A 19,169-nucleotide genomic window follows, 5' to 3' on the forward strand; every position below is an offset into this window, starting at 1 on the left:
CCAGCCCTATCACTTTTCAATTCTCGTCCGGCACACAGGCAATTGAGAAATATTTCCATTCAGGAGCCTTCGCATGTCCCGTTCGCTAGACACCTTGTTGCGCCCCAGTCTGTTGGCCATCGCCATTGCCCTCAGCGCGCCGCTGCTCAGCAGCCCGTTGCTCGCTGCTGAACAGGCCTCCAGCGTGCGTGCCTACAACCTGCCAGCGGCGCCGCTGTCGACCACGCTGAACCAGATCGCCAGCCAGGGCGGCCTCGCGTTGTCGCTGAATCCGTCGCTGGCCGCCGGCAAGACCTCTGCGCCGGTCAGCGGTCAGTACGACGCCGCCGGTGCTCTGCGCGCGGCGCTGCAAGGCACCGGTCTGCAACTGGAACAAAGCAGTACCGGCACCTACACTCTGGTTGCAGTGCCGGAAGGGACATTGGCGCTGCCGGAAACCGCAGTGATCGGCGTGGAAAATCTGGAAACGGCCTGGGGCCCGGTCGAAGGCTACACCGCCACCCGCACCGCCGCCGGCACCAAGACCGACACCGCGCTGGTCGAAGCACCGCGCTCGATCTCGGTCGCCACCCGTCAGCAAATGGACGACCGCAGCGTGCACAGCCTCGATGACGCCGTACGCTACATGCCGGGCATCACCGCCAGCAGCTACGGCAGCGACACCCGTATCGACTGGCTACGGGTGCGCGGTTTCGAGCCGACTCAGTTCCTCGACGGCCTGCCGCTGCCCAAGGGCGTATACGCCAACCCAAAGCCTGAAACCTGGAACCTCGACCGCCTCGCGCTGCTGCGCGGCCCGGCCTCTTCCGTCTACGGCCAGACGCCGCCGGGCGGTCTGCTGGACATGGTCAGCCGGCGCCCGAGCGCGGAAGCCAGCAGCGAAATCCAGTTGCAGTACGGCAGCGACAACCATCGCCAGATCAACTTCGCCAGCACCGGCAAGATCGACGACGCCGGCCAGTTTCTCTACGGCATCAGCGGTGTAGTGCGCGACAGCGACACGCAGATCGATCACATCGAGAACAAGCGCTACAACATCGCGCCGAGCCTGACCTGGAACATCGATGACGACACCAAATTCACCCTGCTGACCCAGTTCACCCGCGACGATACCGGTGTCACCAGCCAGTTCTACCCGATTCAGGGCACCAAGATCGACATGCCGTTCGGCAAGATTTCCCATCACAAGAACCTCGGTGATCCGGACTACGACTTCTACGACCGCACCTACTACGCGCTCGGTTATGCCTTCGAGCATCGCCTCAACGACGTCTGGCAGTTCAAGCAGAACCTGCGCTACACCAAGTCGGATCTGTCGTTCCAGACCGTGACCGTCAACAGTTACAACCCATCGTTCGCCGGCTTCACCGTGGATGCTCAGGGCAATGTCGGTCGCGGCACCACCAACGTTGATGAAGACATCAGCCAGTTCGCCGTGGACAACAACTTCCAGGCCGACTTCGCCACTGGCGACATCCGCCATACGCTGTTGCTCGGTCTGGATCACCAGCGCAGCAACACCAACTACACGTCGATCTTCGGCACCGCGCCGGACATTAACGTCAACAACCCGATCTACGGTCAGCCGATCACCCGTCCAGCACGCTCTTCGGCGTTCTATGACTATGACCAGAAGACCTACCAGACCGGCCTGTACGTACAGGACCAGATGGCCCTCGACCAGTGGCGCCTGACCCTCGGCGGGCGTGAAGACTGGGTGCACACCGGCACGCAGTTCATCAACAAGGGCGACGCCACCAACACCCAGCGCGACAAGGCGTTCAGTGGCAACGCGGCGCTCAGCTACGTGTTCGACTCGGGCTTCGTGCCGTACCTGTCGTACGCCGAATCCTTCCAGCCAACCAGCGGCGCCGATGCCACCTCCACCGGTTCGCTCAAGCCGACCGAAGGCAAGCAATGGGAACTGGGCATCAAGTACCAGCCGCCGGGCAGCAAGACTCTGCTGAGCGCTGCGGTGTATGACCTGACCCAGAAGAACGTCGCGGTCAACAGCATCGTCAACAACGTGACCATCACCAGCCAGACCGGTGAAGTGAAGGTCAAAGGCCTGGAGCTGGAAGCGGTTTCCGACGTCACCGATAACCTGAAAGTCATCGCCGCCTACACCCTGGCCAAGTCCGAAGTGCAGAAAGGCGTGGACAAGGGCAATCGCCTGCAACTGATGCCTAACCAGCAAGCTTCGCTGTGGACCGACTACACCTGGCACAGCGGCGTACTCGACGGTTTCGGCATCGGCGGTGGCGTGCGTTACACCGGCAACACTTACGGCGACAAGGCCAACACCTGGCTGGGCAAAGCGGACGCCTACACCGTGTTCGACGCCTCGGTGCATTACGACCTCGGTCGCCTGGACAACAGCCTCAAAGGTGCATCGGTCGCGGTCAACGCCACCAACCTGTTCGACAAGGACTACATCTCCACCTGCGACGGCTACTACTGCTACTACGGTGACCAGCGCAGCGTCATCGCCAGCGCCACTTACAAGTGGTAAGCGCGTGAGCTGAACCAGGTTCTGTCACCAGGCCGTCCCCCGTGGACGGCTTCGGTGTTTTTGAAGGTCATGAAATGAAAAGTAAAACAATTCGCCGCTGGTCGTTCATCCACACCTGGACCAGCCTGATCTGCACCGTGTTTCTGCTGCTGTTGGCATTGACCGGTCTGCCGCTGATCTTTCATCACGAAATCGAGCACCTGCTCGGCGATGCACCGCAAGTGCGCGAGATGCCGGTCGACACGCCGCGCCTGAACCTGGCGCAACTGGTCGAGGCCGCAGAAAAACATCGCCCAGGTGAAGTGGTGCAGTACTTCGGTTTCGAAGACGACGAACCGAACGCCGTGCTGACGATCATGGCGAAAACCGCCGGCACCGAACCGAACTCGTCGCACACCTTCATGCTCGATGCGCGCACCGGTGAAGCGTTGGAAACCCCGTCGGCCAATGGCGGGCTGATGCTGTTCATCTTGCGCCTGCACGTCGACATGTTCGCCGGGTTGCCGGGCAAACTGCTGCTGGCGTTCATGGGCGTGCTGTTCGTGGTCGCAATTGTCTCGGGCACAGTGCTGTACCTGCCATTCATGCGCCGCTTGCAGTTCGGCACAGTGCGTCAGGACAAGTCCACCCGCCTGCGCTGGCTCGACCTGCACAACCTGATCGGCGTCGTTACCCTGACCTGGGCGCTGGTGGTCGGTGTCACCGGCGTGATCAGTGCCTGTGCCGATCTGCTCATCGCCGCGTGGCGCAACGACACGCTGAGCGCCATGGTCGCGCCCTACCGCGATGCCCCGCCGCTGACCCGACTGGCACCGGCCACCCGCCTGCTCGACATCGCCCGGGACGTGGCGCCGGGCATGAACCCGGACTTCATCGCTTTCCCCGGCACGCGGTTTTCCAGCGAGCATCATTATTCAGTCTTCATGAAGGGCGGCACGCACCTGACCTCGCACCTGCTGACGCCGGTGCTGATCGACGCCAGCACCCTACAGGTCACCGCTGTGGCCGAGCGCCCGTGGTACATGGACGCCATGGGCATGTCCCAGCCGCTGCACTTCGGCGACTACGGCGGCATGCCGATGAAGATCCTCTGGGCAACCCTCGACGTGCTGACCATCATCGTCCTCGGCAGCGGCGTGTATCTGTGGGTGGTGCGGCGTAAAGCGGCGAAACCGTTGCCGCGGGAGGCTGCTGCATGAAGCCGCGTCAGTCGAGTTTCTGGAAAGTGTTCAGCACGCCGCTGGTGATTGCGCTGCTGAGTGCGGCGGGGTTGTTTTCGGCGTTGCTGGGGGACGGGATCTGGGATGCGTTGAGTTGGGTCGGGCTGGGTGTTCCCGCATTTCTGGCCATAAGAGGCTTGCTGCCGCGCGAGTGATTTTTGTGCTGCCTGACAGGGCCTCTTCGCGAGCAAGCCCGCTCCCACAGGGGATTTGTGAACGAAACAGATCCAGTGTGGGAGCGGGCTTGCTCGCGAAGGCGGCCGGATGAACACCAGCAAATCCCTCGCCAGCCGTTCTGTATCTGACTAGGCTAATCTCCTGCTCTTCGATGACCACCGAGGTTTGCCAATGTCCGCCCCCAGCATGACCCTGTTTCACAACACGCTCTCCCCGTTCGTGCGCAAAGTGATGGTGCTGTTGCACGAGACCGACCAGCAGGATCGCGTCGCCCTGCAAGACTGCGTCCTCACTCCGGTCAGCCCGGACACCGCGCTCAACGCCGACAACCCGCTGGGCAAGATCCCGGCGCTGCGTCTGGCGGACGGTAGCGTGATTCATGACAGCCGCGTGATCCTCGAATACCTCGACCAGCAACACGTCGGCAATCCGCTGATCCCTCGCGAAGGAGCGGCCCGTTGGCGGCGTCTGACCCTGGCCTCGCTGGCCGACGGGATCATGGACGCCTCGGTGATGGTGCGTTACGAACTGGTGCTGCGCGCCCCGGAAAAGCACTGGGACGAATGGCTCGACGCCCAGCGCGAGAAGATTCGTCGCGCCCTGGCCTATCTGGAAAGTGACGCCATCGCCGAGCTGACCAGCCATTTCGACGTGGCGGCGATCAGCGTCGCTTGTGCACTGGGTTACATCGATCTGCGTCATCCGGATCTGGACTGGCGCAGCGCCAATCCGCAACTGGCCAACTGGTATTTCGACGTGAGCCAGCGACCGTCCATGGTTGCCACGATGCCCAAGCCTTAAGGCTGCGGCGCCTGTTCCGCCCTCTTCGCGAGCAAGCCCGCTCCCACATTGGAATGCGTACTCCTGTGGGAGCGGGCTTGCTCGCGAAGGCACCACTTCGTTTCCACAGGCAGAAACCCGACAATCCGCGTCACCAACTCTTCCTTCCAGCGCTGATCCTCCCGCAACCCGCTCATTGCATCGCCCCCACATCAAACTCCAGCGGCCTGGCCGGTTTCTGCCCGATCCCATACCAGTCGAGTTTGCGCGTCAGCACCATGAACACCCCGAGCAAGCCGAACAGCAGCAGCGACCCCATCAGCAGCGCGTAGTCCTCAGCGCTGAGCAAGCCATACAGCAGGCCATACAACGCCGCCAATCCCGCAGAAAAACTCAGGCCGTGGCGCACGCTGTGCAGCACGTGGCAAACATAAAACCCGATCAACAGCACACAGCCACTAGCCGACAGCAGATACGCCAGGGCAAAGCCGATGTGCTCCGACAACGACAGCAGCAACAGATAGAAGAACGCCAGCGCCACCCCGACCAATGCGTATTGCACCGGGTGCACCGCTAGACTTTTGAGCACTTCGAACAGGAAGAAACCGGCGAACGTCAGGACGATGAACAACAGCGCATATTTGATCGCCCGATCACTCTTCAGGTACTGATCCACCGGATCGATGAAACTCACGCCGAAGCTGCGCCCGTTGAACGCCTCGCAGTCATTGCCCATCACGCAACGGCTCATGGCTTCTTGCAGGTTGGTGGAGAAAAACGTGGTCTGCCAATCAGCGCTGAAACCCTGGTCGCTGATCTCGCGTTTGCCCGGCAGGAAGTTGCCGACAAAACTGGGGTGCGGCCAGTTGGCAGCAAGACTGACGTGACTGCTTTTGCCCACCGGCAACACCTGCAACGAACCGGTACCTTGCAGACGCAGGTCGAAACCGAAGGCCAGCTCCGTGGCGTTGCGGGTATCCAGCGCCGGCAACGTCACCCGCACGCCTTCGCCGAGCCAGCCGACTTGGGTACCTGGTACGAAGTCCAAGCGCTGGCCATCGAGTTCCAGTTTCAGGGCGTTTTCGATGCCGCGAATATCGCTGATGCCCACCGCCAGAAACGGCGCATCGAACTGGTAATCGGCAAAGTCTTCCTTGATCCCCAATTGCGCCGGCAACGAGAAATGCCCGTTGATGCGATTGTCGGCATGGAACAGTCGCGCCTCGTAAATACCGCGATTGCGCAGCTCGGTCTGCACTTGGCCGTCGAGCTCGAAACGTTCCGGCAGAAAGTACAGCCGACCACGCTCTTCGCCCAGTTCTTCGTAGCGCTGACTGGTTTTCTCGTTGGTCTTCCAGGTGCGCACCACTTTGCGATACGGCACCACCATCACCGGCCCGCTCAGTTGCTGGCTGTAGCTGGAGCTGCGGGCGATGTCTTCGAGCACGCCGTCGCGCAGTTGCTGGCGATCATCGATGATGCCGTCAATCATCAGCAGCGGTATCAGCAACAGCAGGATCAGCAGGGCAATCGCCCCGAGCTTGATGGTCAGATTCTTGTTCATGGGACTCTCCCTGTTTGGATGGGCAGAGTCTGCTGTTGATGTATGAGGGGAATGTGGGGGGAATATGGAGATTGTGTGGAGACTGCACCGGCCCCTTCGCGAGCAAGCCCGCTCCCACAGTTGATCTTTGGTGTGACCGAGACCTGTGTTTCAACACCCCCCCCTGTGGGAGCGGGCTTGCTCGCGAAGGCAGCGACTCGGTTTCAGGACAAGCGCAATGTCACTTCCACACCGCTCTCGACGTTGCGGATATGCATCGACCCACCATGCAACTTCACCACTTCCTCAACAAAGTTTAGCCCCAGTCCAGTGCTCTTGCGCCCACTGTCCGGGCGCGGCAGCGAATAAAACCGCTCGCTCAGGCGTGGCAAGGCGTAATCGGGAATCGCCGCTGCTTCGTTGAACAAGCGCAACTCGACCTGCTCCCCTACGCGCTCGGCACTGAAGCGCAGCAGCCCGGCGACCGGGGTGAAATCCAGCGCATTCTCCAGCAAGTTGCCCAGGGCCTGACGCAACAGAAACGGCTCGCCGATCAGCAGCAGATCTGGTGCAATCGTCTGCTCGACCGTGAGCCGCCGCCCCTCGATCCGCGCCGCCTGCGCCTGCAACAATTCGTCAACCAGTCCTGCCAGCGGCACCGCCACCCGTTCCTCAAGCCCCTGACGCTGCTCGACTTGCGCCAGATTCAACAGCCGCTCGATCAACTGCTGCATCCGTGCGCTTTCGCTGTCGATGTTGCCGACAAAGCGCAGGCGCTGAATCGCTGGCATCTCATCCTGCAGCAATTCCGCGGCACCGCGAATCGCCGCCAGCGGACTCTTCAATTCATGGGTCAGGGTGTGCACGTAGCGCTCGACGTAAGCCTTGCCTTCGAGCTGGGTGCGCATCTGCTCCACCGCTGTGGCCAGTTGTTCCAGTTCGCCGCCACGGTAATGCGGCACTTCCACTCGCCGGCCTTCGCTCACCGCCTGCGCATACCCGGTCAAACGGTGCAGCGCGCGGCTCAGCCACCACGACAGCAAAGCGCCGAACAGCAGACCGAGGCCGATCAGCCCGGCACCGTAAAACAGCAAACGCCGCTCAGTGCGATCGACATAAGGCTGCAATGAGCTGTTGGGTTTGGCCACGGTAACCACGCCGATGATCCGGCCGTTGTCGCGGATCGGCGCACCGACGTGCATCACCGAGGAGTTCGCATCATTCGGATCGCTGCGGCTCGAACGAGCGCCGTACTCACCACGCAAAGTCAGGTAGACGTCGTTCCAGCGCGAGTAATCCTGACCGACCGCCACGCCGCTGGAATCCAGCACCACGATGCCTTTGGCGTCGGTGACGTAGATGCGGTGGTTGACCTGGTTTTTCGGCAAACCCCAGATCGTCGCCTGTGGTTGACGCTCGCCGTAGGCCCGCAACAATTCGGGCCAGCGGTTCTCGCTGAGCGTGCCGGCCTTGAAATCATCACGGAGAATTTCCGCCATCAGGTTGGCGGTGTCGACCAGGGTTTCTTCGGTGGACTGGCGCACGCCCGGGCGGATTTCTTCCATCACCGTGTTGAGCACGAAGTAACCGGTCAGGCCGATAAACAGCACATACACCAGAAAAATCCGCAGCCCCAACGACATCAGCTGTGCCCCGGGCTGTAGCTGTAACCGAGGCCGCGATGGGTCTGGATCGGCTCGGCATCGGCCCGCACCAGGCGCAATTTGGCGCGCACGCTTTTGATGTGGCTGTCGATGCTGCGCTCGTAGCCGGCGTCGGCGGCAACCCCCAGCGCATCGAGCAATTGCTCGCGGCTGAACACCCGCTGCGGTTGTTCGAGCAGGCATTGCAACAGGCGAAACTCATGACGGGTCAGGCTCAACGGCTGTCCCCGATAGACGATCTGCACACGCTCGGCATCGATGCGAAACAGCGCCGAGGACGCTTCAACCGCAGGACGCGGCACCATGCGCTTGAGAATCGCCCGTACCCGCGCCGCAACCTCACGCGGGCTGAACGGCTTGACCACGTAATCGTCGGCGCCGATCTCCAGCCCCACCACCCGATCGATCTCGGCGTCCCGGGCACTGAGGAACAGCACCGGCACTTCACTGAAGCGCCGCAGCTGTTTGCAGGTTTCGAAACCGCTGATGTCCGGCAGGCCGATATCGAGAATGATCAAGTCAGCCGGGGTCTGCCGTTGAAACTCCAGCGCCGCCGCGCCGAGGCTCAGCCACGTGGTGGCGAACCCCTCGCCCTGCAGGGCAAAAATCAGCGTGTCGGCAATCGCCGCTTCGTCTTCGACAATCAGGATATGAGGCATGGCGTCCGAGCCCATGGGTTAAGTGCGCGAACGGTGCCCCAAGCCTGACGTTACGTCAATGAGACCACTTAGCAGTCCGGCTTGTCGGCGGTGAAACGCCGCGCCGGGTTCACTGCCGCGCCGAACTCGCGCAGGGCCTTGGCACCGATCAGCAGCGGGTAGTTGAAGTTGCTGCGGTCGGTCAGGTTGACCTCAACGGTACGCTTGACGTTGCCCAGGCACAGTTCCAGATCGACCACAGGGCGCTTGGCGACTTCAGTGCTGTCACCCTCGTCCTCTTCATCCGAGCGGCTCTTGATCTTGCTGATCCGCGCGACCTTGTGTTCGTAGACCTTGTTGCTGGCATCCTTGGTGCCGAGGCGGAAACGCACCCAGTTCTCGCCGTCGCGGGTGAAGGTCTCGATGTCCTTGGCCGACAGCGAGGCGGTCAGCGCGCCGGTGTCCATCTTGGCCTTGAGCACCTCACCACCGATTTCCGGCAGCGCGATGTATTCGTAACGCCCGTACAGGGTCGGCTCGGCGGCCATGACCGGCAGGGCGACGAGGGCAAAAAGTGCAAGGAGGGATTTCACGTAGAGGGCTTCCTTGGAAAATGAGGGCGTCAGACGCGAGATTTTAGACAGCCGGCGAGCAATTGGTTCGCTTGAGTCCGCCTTCGCGAGCAAGCCCGCTCCCACAGGGGATCCGGGATCTGTTGGAGATGGCATGCACACTGAAGATCCACTGTGGGAGCGGGCTTGCTCGCGAAGAGGCCAGCCCTGCCAACACGGTAATCAGCTCCAGCATAGCCAGCCAAAAGTGAAACATTCGTCACCATCGATTTGGCCTGTCGCCCGAAGCCACTTATCATGGCGCGCCCATCCGCCTTCATAGAGTTGCTTATGCGCCGCCTGCTCACCGGCTGTTTCGTCACCCTGCTGCTGTTGCTCAACACCCTGATCCTGATCGGGCCGTTGCTGGTCTTTGCCCTGCTCAAGCTGATCGCGCCCGGGCGCTGGCGCGATTACGCCTCGTGGGCGGTGATGTGGATTGCCGAGACCTGGGCCGAAATCGACAAGCTGATCTTTCGCCTGTGCATCCCCACCCAATGGGATATTCGCGGCGGCGCAGACCTGCGTGGTGACACCTCGTACCTGGTGGTCAGCAACCACCAGTCGTGGGTCGACATTCCGGCGCTGATCCAGACCCTCAACCGGCGCACGCCGTTCTTCAAGTTCTTCCTCAAGAAAGAGCTGATCTGGGTACCGTTCCTCGGTCTGGCGTGGTGGGCGCTGGATTACCCGTTCATGAAGCGCTACAGCAAGGCGTTCCTCGCCAAGCACCCGGAGTTGGCGGGCAAGGATCTGGAAATCACCAAGCAGGCCTGCGAGCTGTTCAAACGCCAGCCGGTGACGGTGGTGAATTATCTGGAAGGCACCCGCTACACCGCGGCGAAAAGCGCGCAGCAGCAGTCACCGTTCAAGCATCTGCTCAAACCCAAGGCCGGTGGCGTGGCGTTTGTGCTGGCGGCGATGGGGGAGCAGCTGGATGCATTGCTCGACGTGACCGTGGTTTATCCACAGGAGAACATTCCGGGGTTCTGGGATCTGATCAGCGGCAGCGTGCCGCGGGTGATCGTCGACATCCAGACCCGCGAACTCGACCCGGCACTGTCGCAGGGCGATTACGAGAACGATCCGCAGTTTCGCCAGCAGGTCCAGAACTGGGTCAACCACCTCTGGACCGAGAAGGATCAGCGCATCAGCGAACTGCGCGGCGAGCGCGGCTGAATCAGCTACCGGTGCCGGCGCCCCAGATGCTGCCCAGACTCTGCAGCAGCGGGCCGCCGACGCCCTGATCACCCAGGTACTTGAGCAACACCGGGGCAAACTGGCCGACCATGCCGCAGTCCATGCCCAACGCACCGAAGGCATTGTTCAGGTCGTTGGTGTCCTTGACGTTGCCCAGCGCGTTTTCCAGCCCGGCCGACTTGCCCGACGAACCCAGCAAACCACTCAGCGCCGCCAGGTTGCCAGCGCCGCCCGACAGCTTGTCGATGCCAGGCACTTCTTTGGCCAGCTGCGAATAATCGGTGCTGCTCAACTGATTCTTGGCCAGGCCGAGCATGGCGCTGGTGCCACCGACGGCTTGCTGAGGCGTAACACCGAGACCGGTAACGGCTTGCAGCAAACCGGCGGTTTCCGAGGTCGGCGCGGCGGCGGTGGCAGCGTTGCCACCCTGCATGCTTGCAGCCGCTTTGGTCACGTCGTCCAGACTGAAGCCGGCAAACACCGGGCTCGCTGCAAGGGTCATCAGTGAAGCCAAGGCAATACCGCGTGAAATCTTCATTCAGACATCCTCTTGCGCTGTGGTAACCGCCCGTCTATGAGCGGCAAAACTGCCGGTTTGACCGGGTTTCAGCCAGCATGTTCCTCGCCGACGCATCCATTTTCAGCATAGCCACGTATATAAAACGTGAAACCGCGGATAACCCGAGATGAATGGCACAAGCGCCGTCGCTGAACTAGCCTGTGAACAGCCCGAGCAGCGCCCTCGTCGCCCGCCCATTGCCTGGAGAGCCGTCATTTCCATCGCCGACCCCGATCAGTTGCGCCAGCTGTTGGCCCAGTGCTCACTGGGCGACCGCGGTGCATTCGAAACGCTCTATCGCAGCGTTGGCCCACGCCTGCACGGCGTGGCCCTGCGCTTCATGGGCCGGGCGGATCTGGCCGAGGACGTGCTGCAGGAAAGCTTCGTGCGCATCTGGAATAACGCCTCGCGCTACGAAGCCCACTTGTCGGCGCCGCTGACCTGGATGATCAACATCACCCGCCATCAGGCCATCGACCAATTACGCAAGCAGCGCGAACGGCCGCTGACCGACTTCGAACAGGACACCCTGCCGGACGATGGCCCTTCAGCCCACGACCTGTTGAACAGCAGCCGCGAAGCCAGCGCGCTGCATCGCTGCCTGGACACCCTTGACGGCATGCAGCGCCAGTCGATCAGCGTCGCCTACTTCCAGGGCCTTTCCTGCTCGGAACTCGCCGAACACCTGGCGGCACCGCTGGGCTCGGTGAAGTCGTGGATTCGTCGCGGCATGGAGCGTCTGCGCAGGTGCCTTGAATCATGAACTACCAGACCCCCGCCTTGCGCCGCGCCCTCGCTGCCGATTACGCCATTGGCCTGATGTCGTCGGCGGCGCGTCGGCGCTTTGAACAATTGCTGCTGGATGACGCAGCACTGCGAACCGAGTTGGCGCAGTGGCAGGAGAGCCTCGCCAGCCTTACCGAAACGCTGCCGGAGCAACCGGTGCCAGATCGGGTGTGGCAAGGCATCACCGCGCGGATCGAGCCGCAAGTACTGCACGTCCCGGAAAAACGTCCGTTCTGGAACTGGCTGCGGGTTACCGCCGCACTCTGCTCGATCGTGGTCCTGGTATTCCTCGGCTCGCTGTACAACCGCGACGACGCCCGCTACCGCGCCACCTTGCTGAGCGCCGACACGCAGCCGGCACTGAAGGTCGAGGCGCATGCGGATTATCTGCAAGTCGAACCGCTGACATTGGCGGCAGTCGGGCCAGATCGCAGCCTGGAACTGTGGGCGATACCGGCGGACGGCAAGCCGATTTCGCTGGGGGTGATTCCTGCAGGCGGCAAAGGCAAGGTTGAACTGAGCGCGGCGCAGAAAGTCTTGATCGGCCAGCCGATTGCGCTGGCGGTGAGTCTGGAACCGAAAGGTGGTTCGCCGACCGGGCAACCGACGGGGCCAGTGCTTTACCAAGGCGCGTTAGCGGCTCTCTGACTCTGGCACCACAAACCTTTTGTGGCGAGGGAGCTTGCTCCCGCTGGGCTGCGAAGCGGCTCAAATCTTGTGTGGGTAATTTTCCTGAGACGCCGCATGTGTGGATTTTACGACGGCTTCGCCGCCGAGCGGGAGCAAGCTCCCTCGCCACAGGTTTCGTGCTCATCCCCATAAAAAACGGCGACCTTGAGGTCGCCGTTTTGCATTGCCTGAAACTTACGCCGCACTGAACAACCGATGCGGATCGATCACAAACTTCTTCGGCACACCGGCATCGAACTCGCCGTAACCTTCCGGCGCCTGATCGAGGCTGATGACCTGCACGCCGACCACTTCGGCGATGTTGATGCGGTCCCACATGATCGCCTGCATCAGTTGGCGGTTGTACTTCATCACCGGGGTCTGACCGGTGTGGAAGCTGTGGGATTTGGCCCAGCCCAAACCGAAGCGGATGCTCAGGCTGCCCATTTTCGCGGCGGCATCGACCGCGCCCGGATCTTCGGTCACGTACAGGCCCGGAATACCGATCTTGCCGGCTACACGCACCACGCCCATCAGCGAGTTGAGCACAGTGGCCGGTGCTTCGGCTTTCACCCCGTCATGCCCGTGGCCGCGCGCTTCGAAGCCCACGCAATCCACCGCGCAATCGACTTCCGGCTCGCCCAGCAGTGCGGCGATCTGTTCGTGCAGCGGCGTGTCCTTGGACAGGTCGACCACTTCAAAACCCTGAGCCTTGGCGTGCGCCAGGCGGATGGTGTTGACGTCGCCGATGATCACCACCGCCGCCCCCAGCAGACGCGCCGAGGCTGCAGCGGCCAGACCGACCGGGCCGGCGCCGGCGATGTAAACGGTGCTGCCCGGGCCAACGCCCGCCGTCACTGCGCCGTGATAACCGGTCGGGAGGATGTCGGAGAGGCAGGTCAGGTCGCGGATTTTCTCCATGGCCTTGTCGCGATCCGGCAGTTTCAGCAGGTTGAAGTCAGCGTAAGGCACCAGCACGTATTCGGCCTGGCCGCCGGTCCAGTCGCCCATGTCGACATAACCGTAGGCACCGCCGGCACGGGCCGGGTTTACGGTCAGGCAGACGCCGGTGTGTTGCTCCTTGCAGGAACGGCAGCGCCCGCAAGCCACGTTGAACGGTACGGAGACCAGATCGCCGATCTTCAGATTCTCGACGTCGGAACCCTTTTCGATCACTTCGCCGGTGATTTCGTGGCCCAGCACCAGACCGGTCTGCGCCGTGGTCCGGCCGCGCACCATGTGCTGGTCGGAGCCACAGATGTTGGTGGACACCACACGCAGAATCACCCCGTGCTCGATCTTCCTGCCACGCGGGTCCTGCATTTTCGGATAGTCGATTTTCTGTACTTCGACCTTGCCAGCGCCGAGATACACCACACCACGATTGCCAGACATGCTTTCACCTCGCTGTTGTTTTTATGGAACTGCGTTGCCCAGGCAGGCAGCGCGTTAAGTGCTCGGGTACAGATGCTGATTGTTGTGTTGCCTGTTATGGCCTCTTCGCGAGCAAGCCCGCTCCCACAGTTGATCTTGGGTGTGACAGAGACCTGTGTTTCGACACAAATCCCTTGTGGGAGCGGGCTTGCTCGCGAAAGCGATCTAAAGAACGACCGTGCGATTGGCGTTCAAAAACACCCTTCTTTCGATGTGATAACCCACGGCCCGGGCCAGGGTCAGGCCCTCGATATCCCGCCCTTTGGCAATCAGATCCTCCGGGTAATGACTGTGATCCACCGCCTCGACGCCCTGGGCAATGATCGGCCCTTCATCGAGGTCGTTGTTGATGTAATGCGCCGTCGCGCCGACCAGCTTCACGCCCTTGTTGTAGGCCTGGTGATACGGCTTGGCACCCTTGAACCCCGGCAGCAGCGAGTGGTGAATGTTGATCGCCTTGCCATCGAGCTTGCGGCACAGCTCCGGTGACAGCACCTGCATGTAGCGGGCGAGGATCACCAGTTCGGCGCCGGACTCTTCGATCACCTGCCACACCTGACGCTCCTGCGCCGGCTTGTCGTTGGGGTCGAGGGGGAAATGGTAGTAGGGAATCTGGTGCCAGTCGGCCAGCGGCTTGAGGTCCGGATGGTTGGACACCACCGCCGCGACATCCATCGACAACTGGCCGATGCGCTGGCGGTAAAGCAAATCGTTGAGGCAGTGATCGGCCTTGGAGACCATGATCACCACTTTTGGCCGGTAGTTCGGCGCGGTCAGCTCGAAGACCATGCCGAATGCCTCTCCGCGCTCGGCGAGGCCGGCGCGGAAGGACTGCTCGTCGAAACCGTCGGGCTGACGGAATTCCACGCGAATGAAGAAACGGCCCGAGAGCCGGTCATCGAACGAATGGTGCTCGGTGACGTAGCAACCCTGCTCGAACAGAAAACGCGTCACCGCGTCCACCGTGCCGAGCACGCTGGGGCAGTCGGCGGTCAGAATCCATGTGTCTGGGGCGCGGCTCATGGTGCGGTGACTCCTGTTCTTTTGTGCGCGGTGTCTGGGGGATTTTTGCCCCTCACCCTAGCCCTCTCCCGGAGGTAGAGGGGACTGACCGAGGTGTTCTTTCGAGCTACGCCGACCTGAAATATCGCGGCGAACTCAGGCTCGAAAACCACACAAATCTGCTCCCTTCCCCCCTCTCCCCCCTGGGGGAGAGGGCTGGGGTGAGGGGGTAAGCTTTTAGGCTTGTACGCTCAACCCGTACTCGGCCGACGCATCCTGCAACCACAACCACCAGTAGTCCGAGAAGCTGCGGCGGATCAGCAGTTCCCAGGTGTCTTCGGCGGTATGGCGAATCATCAGCTGCGACTTGGCGAACACCGTGCCCACCGCTTTGCCGACCGGGAAGTTGTTCGGGTGCACGTCGTAGCTGGTGGATTTCATCAGCACCTGACGCACGTTCGGCCCGCTCAGTTCGAGCACTTGCTGGCCGCCGCTGACGTTGACGATCGCGATGTGCAGGTCGCCCAGCGCTTCGCGCAGTTTCTGCTCGGCGGCGAATTCTTCACCGCTTGGCACGATCAGCAGCCACTCGCCCGGGCCCATCCATTGCAGGCTGGTTTCGCCTTTGACGATGACACTCAGGGCACCCGGCAACTCAATGCCGAGGGCCTTGTGCACGCCGGCGGCGAAGGCTGCATCGTGGCCATCGCCACGAATGGTCAGGTGACCGAGGAGTTTCTTTTCACGCACGATGACGCCGGCGTTCTTGCGACCCTTGCCGACCAGGCTGGCGAGGTCGGCATGGTGCAGCGACGACTCGGCCTTGGCCCCGGTGGTCGGGCGTTGTTGGTATACGTTGGCTGTGGTCATAAAGCACCTTCCTTAATTCTGACTTGAACCCTTTGCAAGCAGATCTACCGCTATCGCGAGCAGGCTCACTCCTACAAGGGGTACGCGATCACCTGTAGGAGTGAGCCTGCTCGCGATGAAGTCACCGCGGTGCGACTGGCACTCCACAGGAGCCGAACCCTCAAATATTCTGCCGATCACCCTTCGGATCGAAGAACACCGAAGAAACAATCTCCGCCTCGATCACGCTGCCATCGGCCAGCGGTGCAAACACCCGCTCGCCCATGCGCTTCAGACCGCCCTTGACCACGCCCATGGCAAACGAATAGCCGAGGGAGTTGTGCGCGTAGCTGGAGGTCACGTGGCCGACCATGGTCATCGGAATCGCCTGCTTGGTGTTGAACACCAGTTGCGCACCTTCCGGCAGCCACACATTCGGGTCGATCGGCTTCAGGCCCACCAGTTGTTTACGCTGATCCTTCACGCAGTCTTCTCGGTTCATGCCGCGCTGGCCGATCCACGAGAACGGTTTGGTGCGACCGACGCACCAGCCCATGTTCAGGTCGTCCGGGGTCATCGAGCCGTCAGTGTCCTGACCGACAATGATGAAACCCTTCTCGGCGCGCAGCACGTGCATGGTTTCAGTGCCGTACGGCGTCAGGTTGTACTGCTTGCCAGCCTCGACGATTTTCTCCAGCACGCCCATCGCGTAGTCGGCCTGCACGTTGACTTCGTACGACAGCTCACCGGTGAACGAGATACGGAACACCCGCGCCGGCACACCGCCGACCAGACCTTCTTTCCAGGTCATGAACGGGAAGGCTTCGTTGCTCAGATCGATGTCGGTCACGGCGCTGAGCAGCTTGCGGCTGTTCGGCCCGGACAGGGTCATGGTCGCCCAATGGTCGGTGACGGAAGTGAAGTACACCTTCATCTCCGGCCATTCGGTCTGGTGGTACAGCTCCAGCCATTGCAGCACGCGAGCCGCGCCGCCCGTGGTGGTGGTCATGACGAAATGGTTGTCGGCCAGACACGCCGTCACCCCGTCGTCGAAAACCATGCCGTCTTCTTTGCACATCAGGCCGTAACGCGCCTTGCCCACGTCGAGCTTGGTCCAGGCGTTGGTGTACACGCGGTTGAGGAACTCGCGGGCATCCGGGCCCTGAATGTCGATCTTGCCCAGGGTCGAGGCGTCGAGCAGACCGACGCTGTCGCGCACGGCTTTGCATTCGCGCTTCACCGCCGCATGCATGTCTTCACCGTTTTTCGGGAAGTACCATGGACGTTTCCACTGGCCGACGTCTTCAAACTCGGCGCCGTTTTTCAGGTGCCATTGATGCAGAGCGGTGTAGCGCACCGGTTCGAAAATGTGCCCACAGTGACGGCCCGCTACCGCGCCGAACGTTACCGGCGTGTAGTTGGGGCGGAACATCGTGGTGCCCATCTGCGGGATGGTCACGTTCAGCGAACGGGCGGCGATGGCCAGGCCGTTGACGTTGCCGAGCTTGCCCTGATCGGTGCCGAAACCCAGCGCGGTGTAGCGTTTGACGTGTTCGACCGACTCGAAACCTTCGCGGGTCGCCAGTTCGATGGCGGCGGCGGTGACGTCGTTCTGCAGGTCGACGAATTGCTTCGGCGCACGCGAGGTGCCCTTCTCGTGCGGCACCTGGAACAGCGCCAGGGTCGCTTCTTCGAGACGGCTCAGCGCTTTTGGCAGCGTGCCTTCGACCACCGCAAAACCGGCTTCACTGGCAGCGCGTGCGCCACCTTCGAAACCATCGGCCAGCGAATCGCCGAGGCCGTAAACGCCGTTGATGCCGCCGACGCACACACGCTTCTGCGGTGCTTCGCCCGGTACGAAACCGAGGATGTCTTCACGCCAGATCGGCTTGCCACCGAGGTGCGAAGCCAGGTGCACGACAGGGCTGTAACCGCCGGAACTGGCGATCACGTCGCAGTCGAGCCATTCGCCCGGGCTGGTCACGGTGTGCGCTTTGACGTCAATCGCGGCGATGCGGGCAGCGGTGACGCGCTTGCTGCCACGGGCCTCGATCACGGCGCTGCCGGTGAGGATGCGAATGCCTTTGGCGCGGGCTTCTTCCACCAGCGCACCACGCGGATTGCTCCGTGCATCGGCGATGGCCACCACTTGCAGGCTGGCGTCGAGCCAATCCAGCGCAACGCGATAGGCGTGATCGTTGTTGGTGGTCAGCACCAGCTTCTTGCCCGGTGCCACACCGTAACGGCGCACGTAAGTCGAGACCGCACCGGCGAGCATGTTGCCCGGCACGTCGTTGTTGCCGTAGACCAGCGGACGCTCGTGGGCGCCGGTCGCCAGTACTACACGCTTGGCGCGAACCCGGTGGATGCGCTGACGCACCTGACCGATTGGCGCACGGTCACCGAGGTGATCGGTGAGGCGTTCGTGAATGGTCAGGAAGTTGTGGTCGTGGTAGCCGTTGACCGTGGCGCGCGGCAACAGCAGCACGTCCGGGGTGTTTTTCAATTCAGCGATAACGCTGGCCACCCACTCGATCGCCGGTTTGCCATCGAGGCTTTCGCGGGAATCGAGCAGACTGCCGCCGAACTCTTCCTGCTCATCGGCGAGGATCACCCGCGCACCGCTGCGTGCAGCCGCCAGGGCCGCGGCGAGCCCGGCAGGGCCGGCGCCGACGATCAGCACGTCGCAGTGCTGGTTCATGTAGTCGTAGGTGTCCGGATCGACTTCGGTCGGCGAACGGCCAAGCCCTGCAGCCTTGCGAATGTACTTCTCGTAGGTCATCCAGAACGATTGCGGGTACATGAAGGTTTTGTAGTAGAAACCCGGCGGCATCAGCTTGCCGCCGACCTTGCCGAGAATCCCCATCATGTCGTTGTTGACGCTCGGCCAGCCGTTGGTGCTGGTGGCGACCAGGCCTTGATACAGCGCCTGTTGCGTGGCGCGCACGTTGGGAATCTGCGTGGCTTCGGTGGCACCGATCTGCAGCACGGCGTTCGGCTCTTCGGCACCGGCGGCGAAGATCCCGCGTGGACGCGAATACTTGAAGCTGCGGCCGATGATGTCGACGCCGTTGGCGATCAGTGCCGAGGCCAACGAGTCGCCCTCGAAGCCTTTGTAGCTCTGACCGTTGAAGGTGAAGCTCAGCACTTTGTTGCGGTCGATCCGTCCACCGTTGGACAGGCGATTGGTCTGGCTCATACCTTCTCTCCCAGCGCCGTCGTGGCTGTTTTCGCCGTATCAGCCTTGTCGGTGAATTGCGGCTTGGTGCCGATCTTGTAGGTTTCGAGAATCTCGTAGGTCACGGTGTCGCGGGTGACGTTGAAGTACTGGCGGCAACCGGCGACGTGATCCCACAGTTCGTGGTGCAGACCACGCGGGTTGTCGCGGAAGAACATGTAATCGCCCCACTCTTCATCGGTGCAGGCGGCAGGATCCAGCGGACGCGGGATGTGCGCCTGACCGGATGCATGGAATTCCTCTTCGGAGCGCAGTTCGCCGCAGTGAGGACAGAAGATATGCAACAT

General features: G+C 62.0%; 17 protein-coding genes. 7 read left to right on the top strand and 10 right to left on the bottom strand.

Features of this window, described 5'->3' with window-relative positions; genetic code table 11:
• Nucleotides 1-73 precede the first annotated feature (73 nt).
• The 4 genes from E3Z29_RS28965 (at nt 74) to E3Z29_RS28980 (ending at nt 4,710) form a co-directional block, all read left to right on the top strand.
• The gene (locus tag E3Z29_RS28965; RefSeq protein ID WP_134787496.1) at nt 74-2,512 is read left to right on the top strand and encodes a TonB-dependent siderophore receptor; all 2,439 of its coding nucleotides are present in this window, start codon (nt 74-76) and stop codon (nt 2,510-2,512) included.
• Between the two features lie 74 nt (nt 2,513-2,586).
• Nucleotides 2,587-3,711, top strand: coding sequence for a PepSY domain-containing protein (locus tag E3Z29_RS28970; RefSeq protein ID WP_134787497.1), 1,125 nt, complete (start codon nt 2,587-2,589; stop codon nt 3,709-3,711).
• The gene (locus tag E3Z29_RS28975) at nt 3,708-3,887 is read left to right on the top strand and encodes a hypothetical protein (RefSeq protein WP_098965951.1); all 180 of its coding nucleotides are present in this window, start codon (nt 3,708-3,710) and stop codon (nt 3,885-3,887) included. The genes E3Z29_RS28970 and E3Z29_RS28975 overlap by 4 nt, the downstream gene beginning before the upstream one ends.
• A 193-nt stretch (nt 3,888-4,080) precedes the next feature.
• Nucleotides 4,081-4,710, top strand: a complete 630-nt coding sequence (locus E3Z29_RS28980; protein ID WP_098965955.1) for a glutathione S-transferase — start codon at nt 4,081-4,083, stop codon at nt 4,708-4,710.
• A 172-nt stretch (nt 4,711-4,882) separates the two neighbouring features.
• Here E3Z29_RS28980 and creD read toward each other — a convergent pair whose 3' ends face one another.
• The 4 genes from creD to E3Z29_RS29005 form a co-directional block, all read right to left on the bottom strand.
• Complete coding sequence (gene creD, locus E3Z29_RS28990) at nt 4,883-6,253, bottom strand: cell envelope integrity protein CreD (protein WP_134787499.1); 1,371 nt, start codon at nt 6,251-6,253, stop codon at nt 4,883-4,885.
• A gap of 203 nt (nt 6,254-6,456) precedes the next feature.
• Nucleotides 6,457-7,875, bottom strand: coding sequence for a two-component system sensor histidine kinase CreC (gene creC, locus E3Z29_RS28995; protein ID WP_134787500.1), 1,419 nt, complete (start codon nt 7,873-7,875; stop codon nt 6,457-6,459).
• On the bottom strand, nt 7,875-8,555 hold the full coding sequence (gene creB, locus E3Z29_RS29000) for a two-component system response regulator CreB (RefSeq protein WP_134787501.1): 681 nt from the start codon (nt 8,553-8,555) through the stop codon (nt 7,875-7,877). The genes creC and creB overlap by 1 nt, the downstream gene beginning before the upstream one ends.
• A gap of 68 nt (nt 8,556-8,623) precedes the next feature.
• Nucleotides 8,624-9,127: an ATP-dependent zinc protease gene (locus tag E3Z29_RS29005; RefSeq protein WP_007962587.1), complete on the bottom strand. Its 504-nt coding sequence runs from the start codon at nt 9,125-9,127 to the stop codon at nt 8,624-8,626.
• Nucleotides 9,128-9,436: 309 nt separating this feature from the next.
• On the opposite strand from E3Z29_RS29005, the gene E3Z29_RS29010 reads away from it, so the two are divergent.
• Entirely contained in the window at nt 9,437-10,324 is an 888-nt protein-coding gene (locus E3Z29_RS29010; RefSeq protein ID WP_134787502.1) for an acyltransferase, read from the top strand.
• Between the two features lies 1 nt (nt 10,325).
• Here the strand turns inward: E3Z29_RS29010 and E3Z29_RS29015 are convergent, their stop codons facing one another.
• Nucleotides 10,326-10,883, bottom strand: a complete 558-nt coding sequence (locus tag E3Z29_RS29015) for a DUF2780 domain-containing protein (RefSeq protein WP_134787503.1) — start codon at nt 10,881-10,883, stop codon at nt 10,326-10,328.
• A 148-nt stretch (nt 10,884-11,031) separates the two neighbouring features.
• On the opposite strand from E3Z29_RS29015, the gene E3Z29_RS29020 reads away from it, so the two are divergent.
• Nucleotides 11,032-11,667: an RNA polymerase sigma factor gene (locus tag E3Z29_RS29020; protein ID WP_134787504.1), complete on the top strand. Its 636-nt coding sequence runs from the start codon at nt 11,032-11,034 to the stop codon at nt 11,665-11,667.
• The gene (locus E3Z29_RS29025) at nt 11,664-12,338 is read left to right on the top strand and encodes an anti-sigma factor domain-containing protein (RefSeq protein WP_098965968.1); all 675 of its coding nucleotides are present in this window, start codon (nt 11,664-11,666) and stop codon (nt 12,336-12,338) included. The genes E3Z29_RS29020 and E3Z29_RS29025 overlap by 4 nt, the downstream gene beginning before the upstream one ends.
• Before the next feature lie 216 nt (nt 12,339-12,554).
• Here the strand turns inward: E3Z29_RS29025 and fdhA are convergent, their stop codons facing one another.
• The 5 genes from fdhA to E3Z29_RS29050 all read right to left on the bottom strand — a co-directional run bounded on the left by fdhA (nt 12,555) and on the right by E3Z29_RS29050 (nt 19,169).
• Nucleotides 12,555-13,754, bottom strand: a complete 1,200-nt coding sequence (gene fdhA, locus E3Z29_RS29030) for a formaldehyde dehydrogenase, glutathione-independent (protein WP_027610665.1) — start codon at nt 13,752-13,754, stop codon at nt 12,555-12,557.
• Nucleotides 13,755-13,958: 204 nt separating this feature from the next.
• Nucleotides 13,959-14,816, bottom strand: coding sequence for a formyltetrahydrofolate deformylase (purU, locus tag E3Z29_RS29035; protein WP_027610664.1), 858 nt, complete (start codon nt 14,814-14,816; stop codon nt 13,959-13,961).
• 216 nt (nt 14,817-15,032) lie between these two features.
• Entirely contained in the window at nt 15,033-15,665 is a 633-nt protein-coding gene (locus tag E3Z29_RS29040; RefSeq protein WP_134787505.1) for a sarcosine oxidase subunit gamma, read from the bottom strand.
• 160 nt (nt 15,666-15,825) lie between these two features.
• Nucleotides 15,826-18,843 carry a sarcosine oxidase subunit alpha gene (locus tag E3Z29_RS29045; RefSeq protein WP_027610663.1) on the bottom strand — a complete coding sequence of 1,006 codons (3,018 nt, stop codon included), beginning with the start codon at nt 18,841-18,843 and terminating at the stop codon, nt 15,826-15,828.
• Nucleotides 18,840-19,169, bottom strand: coding sequence for a sarcosine oxidase subunit delta (locus E3Z29_RS29050; protein ID WP_007962600.1), 330 nt, complete (start codon nt 19,167-19,169; stop codon nt 18,840-18,842). The genes E3Z29_RS29045 and E3Z29_RS29050 overlap by 4 nt, the downstream gene beginning before the upstream one ends.

The sequence above is a fragment of the Pseudomonas sp. S150 genome (genome assembly GCF_004526365.1).
Classification (GTDB): Bacteria; Pseudomonadota; Gammaproteobacteria; order Pseudomonadales; family Pseudomonadaceae; genus Aquipseudomonas; species Aquipseudomonas putida_A.

Bases quoted from the DNA above. Each gene is read 5' to 3' on its own strand.
- E3Z29_RS29025 (WP_098965968.1), top strand. From the start codon at position 11,664: ATGAACTACCAGACCCCCGCCTTGCGCCGCGCCCTCGCTGCCGATTAC.
- creD (WP_134787499.1), bottom strand. From the start codon at position 6,253: ATGAACAAGAATCTGACCATCAAGCTCGGGGCGATTGCCCTGCTGATC.
- E3Z29_RS28975 (WP_098965951.1), top strand. From the start codon at position 3,708: ATGAAGCCGCGTCAGTCGAGTTTCTGGAAAGTGTTCAGCACGCCGCTG.
- E3Z29_RS28965 (WP_134787496.1), top strand. From the start codon at position 74: ATGTCCCGTTCGCTAGACACCTTGTTGCGCCCCAGTCTGTTGGCCATC.
- E3Z29_RS29040 (WP_134787505.1), bottom strand. From the start codon at position 15,665: ATGACCACAGCCAACGTATACCAACAACGCCCGACCACCGGGGCCAAG.
- creC (WP_134787500.1), bottom strand. From the start codon at position 7,875: ATGTCGTTGGGGCTGCGGATTTTTCTGGTGTATGTGCTGTTTATCGGC.
- E3Z29_RS29050 (WP_007962600.1), bottom strand. From the start codon at position 19,169: ATGTTGCATATCTTCTGTCCTCACTGCGGCGAACTGCGCTCCGAAGAG.
- E3Z29_RS28980 (WP_098965955.1), top strand. From the start codon at position 4,081: ATGTCCGCCCCCAGCATGACCCTGTTTCACAACACGCTCTCCCCGTTC.
- creB (WP_134787501.1), bottom strand. From the start codon at position 8,555: ATGCCTCATATCCTGATTGTCGAAGACGAAGCGGCGATTGCCGACACG.
- E3Z29_RS29020 (WP_134787504.1), top strand. From the start codon at position 11,032: ATGAATGGCACAAGCGCCGTCGCTGAACTAGCCTGTGAACAGCCCGAG.
- purU (WP_027610664.1), bottom strand. From the start codon at position 14,816: ATGAGCCGCGCCCCAGACACATGGATTCTGACCGCCGACTGCCCCAGC.
- fdhA (WP_027610665.1), bottom strand. From the start codon at position 13,754: ATGTCTGGCAATCGTGGTGTGGTGTATCTCGGCGCTGGCAAGGTCGAA.
- E3Z29_RS29045 (WP_027610663.1), bottom strand. From the start codon at position 18,843: ATGAGCCAGACCAATCGCCTGTCCAACGGTGGACGGATCGACCGCAAC.
- E3Z29_RS29010 (WP_134787502.1), top strand. From the start codon at position 9,437: ATGCGCCGCCTGCTCACCGGCTGTTTCGTCACCCTGCTGCTGTTGCTC.
- E3Z29_RS28970 (WP_134787497.1), top strand. From the start codon at position 2,587: ATGAAAAGTAAAACAATTCGCCGCTGGTCGTTCATCCACACCTGGACC.
- E3Z29_RS29015 (WP_134787503.1), bottom strand. From the start codon at position 10,883: ATGAAGATTTCACGCGGTATTGCCTTGGCTTCACTGATGACCCTTGCA.